This window comes from Methanocalculus sp. (genome assembly GCF_029762515.1).
Classification (GTDB): domain Archaea; phylum Halobacteriota; class Methanomicrobia; order Methanomicrobiales; family Methanocorpusculaceae; genus Methanocalculus.
In genome coordinates this window covers 1-1,238 of sequence record NZ_JARVGN010000543.1, presented here as the reverse complement: position 1 = coordinate 1,238, position 1,238 = coordinate 1, and the positions used below count along the sequence as shown (strand labels likewise).

The window sequence follows — 1,238 nt, the reverse complement described above, 5'->3', positions numbered from 1 at the left end:
TCTGACATCGATGGCAAATCTGACAAGTTGGTGTACCAGGTAAGGCGTTCAAGCTTGGCTCTGTGGTATTATTTGAAAAGATTTCAATTGAGAGGCGGGACGCCGAAAATCCGCAACACTATCATCTCGATACAAGGTTGGTATCCGAATCAAAAAATGGATAAGTACATCGACATTATCGATCCCGAAAGGCTGTGCCACTATATTTTAAGAAGAGAACATAATTTGTCAGCAGATACTGTGGTAAAATTGGTGAATATACTCCCTCATAATAACTAATATCTGTCAACGTTCCAATTGCCCAAAAAGCTCAGTTATTTACTCCGCTTGACTGATGAAAAATGTATCATATTTTCTGAAATCCCATGGAATGCAATATTTCCGTAAGCCTCCGATATTCCTGACTTACCTTCGCTGTCTCCACCGACTCATCCACACTCCGGGCCGCTTCCTCGTTCAGGGCCATCGAACAACAAACGCAATACGTTGCATAATGGGGATTCATGCTCTTGCATCTCGGGCACCTAATCGGCTCCAGAACCTTTTCCTTCTGGTCATCCTCGTCGTCGATGAGCCCGGCATTCTCGAGCAGCTTCCGCTCAACGTCGGCACCGGAGAGGTGAACGTACACCTCGGGCATGTTCGAGTTCTTCTCCCATCCGGCCACCAGCCGCAGCTCCATCTCGGAGAGGCCTTGCTTCCCGCCATTGCTCCGGACCAGGTCGGTGAGCCTGGCGTGTCGGATGGCGTGGGGGTGGACAGGTTTGGTGATGCCGAGCTTGCGGGCGAGGAACTTGAGCCGGTTCTGTATCGTCCGATCGCTGAGGCGTCGGGGCTTCTCACCAAATTTCCTGCTGGTGACAAACAGGGGAGTATTTGCGTCCTGCCGCTGTGGGTGCATGTTCACCCATGCCTGGAGATCGGGAACCGAGCTGATCAGCCGCAGCCGTCGCATCCCGGTCTTGCCACTTACGATGATGACAGCTCCATAACGATCGAACTGCACATGCCCGATGTTGAGGCCGAGGATCTCGGAGATGCGGGCCCCGGAGTCCCACATGAGCATGATAAGTGCACGGTCCCGGATCTTGTCGCAGGCCTCGACCATCCGGGAGATGTCTTCCCGGGTGATGAGCTGATCCACAGGAAGGTGTCGCCGGGCCTTTTTGATCTTGATGTTCTTGAACAGCTCCTTCGCCTTTTCGGGAACAAGCCAACGGAAGAAGAGCTTGAGTTCA

The 1,238-nt window shown here is 52.3% G+C and carries 2 protein-coding genes; one reads left to right on the top strand and one right to left on the bottom strand.

Going from position 1 to position 1,238, the window contains the following annotated elements:
- Nucleotides 1–279: hypothetical protein (locus tag QCH34_RS13010; RefSeq protein WP_300334750.1), on the top strand; the 279-nt coding region annotated here is incomplete at its 5' end.
- A 67-nt stretch (nt 280–346) separates the two neighbouring features.
- Here QCH34_RS13010 and QCH34_RS13005 read toward each other — a convergent pair.
- A partial coding sequence (locus tag QCH34_RS13005; protein ID WP_300334749.1) for a site-specific integrase occupies nt 347–1,238 on the bottom strand: 892 nt, incomplete at its 5' end.